At 42.0% G+C, this 8,660-nt stretch carries 6 protein-coding genes, 1 rRNA gene and 1 riboswitch; all 7 genes read right to left on the bottom strand.

The window, feature by feature from the left end; all coding sequences use genetic code 11:
* Positions 1-98, bottom strand: a 16S ribosomal RNA gene (locus AB4Z30_RS24635); the annotation flags it as partial.
* An 818-nt stretch (positions 99-916) separates the two neighbouring features.
* Positions 917-1,105, bottom strand: coding sequence for a hypothetical protein (locus AB4Z30_RS24630; RefSeq protein WP_441930071.1), 189 nt, complete (start codon positions 1,103-1,105; stop codon positions 917-919).
* Positions 1,106-1,340: 235 nt separating this feature from the next.
* Positions 1,341-2,717 (bottom strand): NCS2 family permease, encoded by a 1,377-nt coding sequence (locus AB4Z30_RS24625; RefSeq protein WP_441930070.1) that lies wholly within the window; start codon positions 2,715-2,717, stop codon positions 1,341-1,343.
* A gap of 179 nt (positions 2,718-2,896) precedes the next feature.
* A riboswitch (purine riboswitch) is annotated at positions 2,897-2,996 on the bottom strand.
* Between the two features lie 502 nt (positions 2,997-3,498).
* Complete coding sequence (locus AB4Z30_RS24620) at positions 3,499-4,002, bottom strand: GNAT family N-acetyltransferase (RefSeq protein ID WP_441930069.1); 504 nt, start codon at positions 4,000-4,002, stop codon at positions 3,499-3,501.
* Between the two features lie 182 nt (positions 4,003-4,184).
* Positions 4,185-5,267: a nucleotidyltransferase domain-containing protein gene (locus AB4Z30_RS24615; protein ID WP_441930068.1), complete on the bottom strand. Its 1,083-nt coding sequence runs from the start codon at positions 5,265-5,267 to the stop codon at positions 4,185-4,187.
* Between the two features lie 320 nt (positions 5,268-5,587).
* Positions 5,588-5,854 (bottom strand): CD3324 family protein, encoded by a 267-nt coding sequence (locus AB4Z30_RS24610; protein ID WP_441930067.1) that lies wholly within the window; start codon positions 5,852-5,854, stop codon positions 5,588-5,590.
* 428 nt (positions 5,855-6,282) lie between these two features.
* Entirely contained in the window at positions 6,283-7,821 is a 1,539-nt protein-coding gene (gene guaA / locus AB4Z30_RS24605) for a glutamine-hydrolyzing GMP synthase (RefSeq protein WP_441930066.1), read from the bottom strand.
* Between the last annotated feature and the right edge of the window lie 839 nt (positions 7,822-8,660).

Raw genomic sequence — 8,660 nt, 5'->3', positions numbered from 1 at the left:
CCGTCAGAGAAGCAAGCTTCTCTTCAAGTCCGCTCGACTTGCATGTATTAGGCATGCCGCCAGCGTTCGTCCTGAGCCAGGATCAAACTCTCCAATAAAGATGAATTTCGCAGCGCGGTTAAACGCTGTGCAACTCATCGGGGTATTGAAAAGAGCGATAAGCTCATTTTGAATCTGACGAGATTAAAAATCTCAATTGCGTTCCAGTTTTCATACAGCCGGATGGCATGTACCAAAACCTTCACGTTCATTCTGCAAGCAGAATGTTTCACTCACTCGTTGTTCAGTTTTCAAAGATCAAACTTATTCTCGCCGCCGAAACCAGTTCGTCTCAGCAACTCTTATATAATATCATGTCCGAACCAACTTTGCAAGCTGTTTTTTTAAGTTTCTTTCGAGCTTATCATTCGCTTGCCGCACCGTATGATCAGTGATTTCTTGGCCGGAATAAGAATATACCATGTACATTTTCAGATTGCAAGCATTTTTTTATATCCTATTGTATCCTTATAACCTGCCTGTCAGCTACAAGAAAACAATGTACATTAAATGCATGGCATCCATATTCTACGCACTATTCAGAAGTTATATACAATTAGCACTAAAAGCACGTATCCAAAATTCAGGTCCTTTTATCTCCATCTACATTTATTTACTTGAAGTAAGTTGTTCATCTTATTTGCCTGTACCTGAATTCTGATCATCCACGCGAAATATTGAGGCCACATCACTTCTCCATCCGAACCACTCACATCAAAAAAGCCAACTTCTTGATTCTTAGCCAACTTACGCATTACGTTAGACGCCTCTTCGGCAACAGCCCATGCAAAAGACACATAGATCAGTTCTTTTCCAATTGAATATTCGGATAACCGGGTTCTGTACCTGCTTTTTCAATAGCTTCAAAAATCCCATCTTACAGATCTATAGAAGGGAAAGACAGCGTCAACTCTTTATAAAAACGTTGAAGCGGCTCCGAACTCACCCGGATGTCCGAATAGGAATGATCCTCAGCCCGTTTGATTTGCTCACCATACCATTGCATAGATGACTCGTTATCTCTTGGAGCATGAAGCGGCTCAAAAACCATTAAATCATAACTCATATCGCTTCCTCCATTTTTTTTGGATGATAATCCGTTTCCATAATCTATCTATACTATTTATCTATACTAAGAAGCTTACTCCTAAAAAATTTTTGATACAGCTTAAAGAAGCATGAAATCTCCAAATCAAAATCAAAAAATTATTACGTACAATTTAACCTCTATATATAGAAGAAACAAAAAAGCGAAGCTCGATGTGATATCGTAGCTCCGCTTTCTTCAATACAAACCAAACCTATTCCCCACCGATAAATACGTAACGACATACAACGATAATCGCGAGAACCCACATCAGCCAGTGTACTTTCACTTTACGTTCAGTAACCAGATTGCTGAATACAGCTAAAATGACGTAGGATACGATACCTGCAGAAATACCGTTTGCAATCCCGCCCGTAAATGGCATCAATACAATGGTAAGAAATGCCGGGAAAGCTTGCAGGAAATCATCCCACTCAATGCTGCGAACCTGGCTCATCATCAGTACTCCCACGATAATCAGTGCCGGAGCTGTAGCAGCAGAAGGAACAACCAAAGCAAGTGGTGCAATAAACAAAGCAAGAATGAACAGCAAACCTGTCGTTACCGAGGTTAAACCTGTACGTCCACCAGCTTCAACACCTGAAGCACTCTCAACGTAAGCCGTGATCGTACTTGTACCCAGTGCTGCACCTGCGCTGACACCTACTGCATCGACGAGCATGGCTTTACCAATCGTTTTCTCACCTTTAGCTTTATCCTTCATGATCCCCATACGTGTTGCCGTTCCAACCATCGTACCAAAGGTATCAAACAGCTCAACAAATGTGAAAATAAAGATGATTTCGAACAATCCCAGGCTTATAGCGCCTTTCAGATCAAGCTGTCCGACAGCCAGGTCACTGAAGTTAGGCAGCCAGCTCGCGCTGGACAGCCCACTCAAATTGGTTACCCCCATCGGAATACCAATCAGTGTTGTTACTACGATACCAATCAACAAAGCACCTTTAACACGCATTACCATAAGGACTGCGATCAGCAGCAGACCAATCAAAGCAAGCAATGCATCATGGTGAGTTACAAAGTTCCCCAGAGACAAGTTAAAGCTGCTACCTGGAATCGGCTGGCTCAAATCTGCATCCGGTGCAACATTCACGGTTACTGCTACCAGATTAGCTAGTTTGAAACCGATGATTGTAATGAATAAACCAATACCTACGGTAATTGCCATTTTAATGGATTGCGGAACCGCGACGAGCAACATTTGCCGAACCCGAGTTACAGTCAGAATAATAAATACGATACCCGAGAGGAATACAGCACCGAGTGCCGCCTGCCAGCTAATCGCACCATTCGAACTCAAAACTACGGTCATAAAGTATGCATTCAATCCCATACCCGGAGCGAGTGCGATCGGAACGTTTACGAACAACCCCATAATAATTGTCATTAATCCAGCACCAACGGCTGTCGCAAAAAATACTGCATTATCGGACATTCCTGCCCCATTTTGACCCAAGAACAATGTGTTTACAAAAAGAATGTACGCCATTGTCATAAAGGTGGTGAGCCCCGCAACAATCTCCGTTCTAACATTTGTTCCGTTTTCTTTGAGTTTAAAGAAACGATCCATAATTCACTAACTCCTCCTTAGAGATGTTGAAGCTATATTGAAAAACGACAAAGTACCCTGAGAAGTAAATTCCCCAGAGTTCAGCTTGACCAGAAGCAGGCACACGGCCCGTTGACCAAGAACAAAAAAATTCTAATGTGCGCGGGTGATGTCCCACCGCAGTCATGTAGAATTCATGTGCTTAGCCTGCTCCTCTTCGTAGCCAGATCATTAGGGTGATCTCGTAGAGACTCCCGGGCCAATCCCCAGGATTATACGAATTAGTATGCGCTTTTTGTTTGTTTCCCATCACCCATTTTAGGAGGGGGCTTCTATTTTGTCAACGATAAAAACGAATGTTATATCTATATCACCCAATTAACGTTCGTATTATTTAACAAATCAAACCAGTTCAGCGATTTACAACCCAGTTCAAAGCATGTTTAATAGCAAAACACAACGAGAATATGTCCATATTTTCATCATTTTTTATTGGACAAGTGGTAATGCAGCAAAAGCAAATGCCACACTCATTTAATACTAATTTAACACTAATTCATTACATTGAGATTTCATGAATTCTGACAATATAGAAGATAAAATATTTAATAATGTAGAAAATTGAATTATTAAGACTATATTCATCCTCAACGACGATTTTCCGCTAAAAATATAACCGCCCTGCAGAGGGCGGTTAATTAATCTATCGTTTCCTATTAGTTATAGAGGTTGAACGGCAAAAAAAGAATGCAACGGTCGGCTTCATCCAACGACGCTTTTGATACTAGTTACAGATAGACTATCAGGCTACCGTGAATTTCATGCCGGACGTCTGTAATATATTTCCTCCAATTTCAACGAAGCTATCTTCTACGGAGACCGAAATTTCGAGTGCTGATATCAACTTTGTCCAGAACTTAACAGCTTTTAAATTCGATTTGAACATCCCCACCTCGTACCGACCGGAATAAAGTTTGAAAATTTGCATGACAGCATCTTTGGCTATATTTGTGCCTCTGTATTTGGGCAATACAAATAGCTCCTGCACCGAATAGTCCACTCCCTCTTCAACATAAGGAGGGGATGTAACCAGAATAAACCCAACAATTTTTTCATTAAACGTAATGAAATAAGGATATAACCGTTCATCCCTGTAATATGGCGAGATATCTTCCATTTCGAATGTACCTTTTGATCCAATATCCTCTTGCGAGTATGCAGAAAGCTCATAGAGATAATAATTAAATAAGTTTTCAAATTGTTCTTTGTTTGTATGTGTTATTTGTTGAATTGTCGCTTTCATCATACTCCCCCATATATTAAAACTTTTTCATCTTTTCAGTGCTCTCTTTTCGCCGCCTTTAAGCTAAAACACAGGTTTTCCCTCTCGTGAAAATAAACTTCCTACGGACGTGATTGAATCATTCCATAAAAGTTTCTGCTGTTGCTGAAGGTACCGGACAGAATGTTTCACTCCAAGATGAAGGACTACTGATCCATATAATGGGCATATAATTGCTCGAAGGTTGTAAATCGTTTGACTTCTCTGCCGACCTTATCATACTCATCTAAATATTCATCCATTACTTTTAGGAAATTCTCATGCAAAACTTGTAAATCACTTGCATCAAAGTACTGCATAAGATCAAATTTCTTGGATCCATTCTCCACAGCCATATAATCAAGGTACTCTTGTGCCCCAGAGGCCGAAAGAAAGGCGTAAGAAGCATCGTTATTTGTAACACTGTTCAAGACTTTATTGCGATAGTTGCTCCACAATTCTTCATATGTCCCCTTCAGATTTTCAAAGGTCGGAGCAGGCTTAACAATGAAATGATCACACATTGTGCTATGTAACCTCGCAACACTTTTCAACATACTAAAAGATGCTATTCGGATCTCTTCAATGCTACGAGCTTCGATGATTGACATGTATAAGGAATCGAGATCATCCGGTACATAGCGAAACGAACGTAACTCTTGCAAATATCGCTTGATTCCTCGTTTGATGCATGTATTATTCATACTGGCTAAAGCATTAACCAGATTGCAGAGAACGTCGGCAGATGCCTGTCGTACTGCACCAATATCCTCACCCAGCATCGCATCGCTATATGCTTGCTTAGCCAGATCGATCCATTTAAGCGCCCGGTTAAGACAAGCTTCTCCTATCGGATTCGCAAGTGCATCCAGAGCTTTTCGCCGGAAGTCATTGAATTTTTCCAAATCCTCAGGGTTTGCATAGTAGAGTATCTTGAGCTCGGTTAGACTTGATACGTGTGGACTCTCCAAAGAGGACTGCTCATGAATTTTTGTATTCCATGGTGTGCAATAGATATCATAACCAACGTCGTCCAGGATGAAGCAATCGGATATTCCCCAGCCCTTATCTGTTTTATTAATGATGACTAGATCAAGATCGCTCTTCTCGTGAAAGTCACCGGTATTAAATGAGCCCGTAAGCCCGATAATTGCGATATCGTCAAGAAAATCTCTTTTTACGCGTTCGATTACCATATTAATAAGCAGTTCATTTCTGTCCATTAACTTCTTCTTAATGACTTCGTTCATTCGTTACACCCCTTCCTTAAAGCCCGACCGTCATTCGTCACAACAGCCTTAACTTGAGTCTATCGATTTAAAACTGCAGTTACTATGTATAAGTTGATTTAATTCATCTTTGCACAAAATCCGCTGAACCGTCGAAACGACGATTTAGCGGATTTTCATTAGGGCGTGTCTGAAAACGCTGAAGAAAGCGGATTTTGCTGAATTTTCGTTCCAAGCAAGGAAGTTTTCTGCAGGCGTGCCGGGGCACGTCAAGGGAAACTGACGTAGCAGGGGGCGAAAAGGCAATAAAAGATGCACTTCAGTAGGTTTCAAGACACGCCCTAGTTCTTTTTATAGACAATTTTCTTTATGCTTTCGCTGGACAAGAAATATCGTTCCGCCAACTCATCTAAGCTGACTCCATTGAGGAACAAAGATTTAATCTCCGCGTTTCGAGCAGAAACTCTGCTCTTACTGTGTGTTTTCTCGCCCCATTTGAGATGTGCCTCTTTGGGTTTAGGGATATAAACCAATTCACCTTGAACGTATTCTTGAATGATACGTAGCAATTCTTCAGGAAAAATGGACTCGGCTTTTGAATATTTCATAGGCTCACTCCTTATTTAATATTTCAATAAGGGGCAAAGCCAGTTAGCAGAATATTACGATTCGTCGTTGGCAATGTGATTGTTTCTAAACTCTATGCAAAGCATTGCCATATCCTTCACTGGCTTTGCATAGAGCCATGCATGTAAGAAACCTACCCCGATTTTTTTCATAGTCTCACCTCCACAGAAAACAGGATAGCTAATTTATTCCATTATATCAGAGCTTATTGTTCAAGTGTTTAGCTAAAATCATCAATTAATTCTTCTGGTCATAAGAAAAACTCCCTTCGCTTTGCGATAAGCAAATAAAAGGGAGTTTTTAAAAAAAGTTATTGTTCCAGGTGTGACCGCACTGCCAACGCAGTTAGTGCCACAGACCTTATTGTATCAAGGTTCCAAATCGATTAACAATGTGAATAGTTAACGACCTATTCCCACTCGATCGTTGCAGGTGGTTTGGAAGTTACATCGTAAACGATACGGTTTACGTTATCCACTTCGTTAACGATACGTACGGAAATTTTCTCCAGTACATCCCAAGGGATACGTGCCCAGTCGGCCGTCATACCGTCGATGGATGTTACTGCACGAATACCTACCGTGTAGGAATACGTACGTGCATCACCCATAACACCAACACTCTTCATGTTAGGCAGGGCAGTGAAGTATTGCCAGATTTCGCGATCCAGACCGGCTTTAATGATTTCTTCACGCAGGATGTAGTCGGAATCACGAACGATTTTCAGCTTCTCTTCCGTCACTTCGCCAAGTACACGGATCGCAAGACCCGGACCAGGGAAAGGCTGACGGTGTACGATTTCATCCGGCAGGCCGCATTCCGTGCCTACTTTACGCACTTCGTCCTTGAACAGTGTGTTCAACGGTTCGATCAGCTTGAAGTTCATATCTTCCGGCAGACCGCCCACATTGTGGTGGGATTTGATCGTCTGTGCTGTAGCTGTACCACTCTCTACGATGTCCGTGTACAGTGTACCTTGTGCCAAAAATGCGAAATCATCAAACTGCTTGGACTCTTCATCAAATACGTAAATAAACTCGTTACCGATAATTTTACGCTTTTGCTCGGGATCATCCACACCAGCGAGCTTGGACATGAAACGTTCTTGTGCATCGATTTTGACAACCTTCATATCGAATTTGCCAACAAACGTCTCCATTACGCTCTCTGCTTCACCTTTACGCAACAGACCGTGGTCGATAAACATACACGTCAGTTGATCGCCAATGGCTTTGTGCAGCAAAGCTGCTACAACAGAAGAATCTACGCCACCGCTGAGTGCACACAGCACTTTGCCGTCGCCCACTTTTTCACGAATATCTTTGATCGTATCATCGATGAATGTTTCCATCGTCCAGTTGCCTTCGCAGCCGCAGATTTCGAACAAGAAGTTGCGAATCATGTCATTACCACGAACAGAGTGACGCACTTCCGGGTGGAATTGAACTGCATACAATTTGCGCTCGTCGTTACTCATCGCTGCGATTGGCGCACTTTCCGTACCTGCATCCAGTTTGAAGCCCGGAGGCAATGTGACAACATGATCACCGTGACTCATCCATACGGTATGCTCACCTTCGATGCCTTTTGCAAGTACAGCATCTGCGGCAAACGCCAGATCAGCTTTACCGTACTCACGCTTCTCGGAACGCTCGACTTTACCTTCAAGCTGTTGAGCCATCAACTGCATGCCATAACAGATTCCGAAGATGGGAAGTCCAAGATCATAGACACCCGGATCTACGTGTGGTGCATTCTCAGCATATACGCTGGATGGCCCACCGGAGAATACGATACCTTTTGGCGCAATTTCAGCAATTTTCTCCGCTGGTGTGTTATACGGCAAAAGCTCGCTGTATACGCCAAGATCCCGGATTCTTCTGGCGATTAACTGGTTGTATTGGCCCCCGAAGTCAAGGACAACCACAATTTCATTTTGCTTATTCATTACCGTGCCTCCCTCAATTCAATGAAACTAATTATACGCAACGACAAAACCTACCGTCAAGGAAAGACGAAACTCCATTTTTCAGGCAAGTAACGGGAAGATGTGACATAAAGCGACATTTGATACCATCCCCTAAAGGCGAGTCTACAGGATGAAATTTTGTTCAATACTTCATGCACATATGCTCCGCCTCATGTGTACTCTTATAATTGGATAAAAGAACCGATCTCATCCGCCAGATGTGCAGAATAAAAGCCATCGTAAAGTTATCATTATCAAGGGAAGTTGTGATTTGGCATTAAAGTTGCAAAGCAAATGTGCCAAGAGGCGGCGCTTAAAGCATCTCAACACGCTAACGATCACACCGGACCTTATTTCGCATACTAAGCCGTGTTTGAAATTCTAACGATCCTCAGAAGCGCTATTTGGACTAAAACTTCCAAAATCCAGCGAAAACCACGTCATTTCAAGTAAATAAGGTTTCTGGTGATCGTTAGAATTAAAAAATGGCAAAAAAGGAGTAAATAACGTCGCTGGTGATCGTTAGAAATTGTGAAGTCTAATTTGGGCCGCACGAAGTTTGGGAATTGGAAAATCATTTGCTCGTGGGAAAAATATAAGAAGCAGGAGTAGACCAACCTCATATGCTGACTGCAAACGATTTAAGCTGGAGGGGAATAGGCGAATTACTACTATGGAGTGAGTAGGATCTACTGTAGTACAAATTTCAAATCTACATACACCTTACAGAGAAGTTAGCTTAGATTGACACACATCCTCTCCCTAAAAGTCGCTCCGTTGCATCTCAATAGAGAGTAGTGGTGTAAATTAAAAAGTCT

This window comes from Paenibacillus sp. 2TAF8 (genome assembly GCF_052114825.1).
In the GTDB taxonomy this organism is placed as follows: domain Bacteria; phylum Bacillota; class Bacilli; order Paenibacillales; family Paenibacillaceae; genus Paenibacillus.
This window is presented reverse-complemented; position numbering and strand designations above follow the sequence as displayed.

Coding starts and splice junctions, on each gene's coding strand:
- AB4Z30_RS24630 (WP_441930071.1), bottom strand. CDS start 1,105: ATGAGTTATGATTTAATGGTTTTTGAGCCGCTTCATGCTCCAAGAGAT.
- AB4Z30_RS24625 (WP_441930070.1), bottom strand. CDS start 2,717: ATGGATCGTTTCTTTAAACTCAAAGAAAACGGAACAAATGTTAGAACG.
- AB4Z30_RS24620 (WP_441930069.1), bottom strand. CDS start 4,002: ATGATGAAAGCGACAATTCAACAAATAACACATACAAACAAAGAACAA.
- AB4Z30_RS24615 (WP_441930068.1), bottom strand. CDS start 5,267: ATGAACGAAGTCATTAAGAAGAAGTTAATGGACAGAAATGAACTGCTT.
- AB4Z30_RS24610 (WP_441930067.1), bottom strand. CDS start 5,854: ATGAAATATTCAAAAGCCGAGTCCATTTTTCCTGAAGAATTGCTACGT.
- guaA (WP_441930066.1), bottom strand. CDS start 7,821: ATGAATAAGCAAAATGAAATTGTGGTTGTCCTTGACTTCGGGGGCCAA.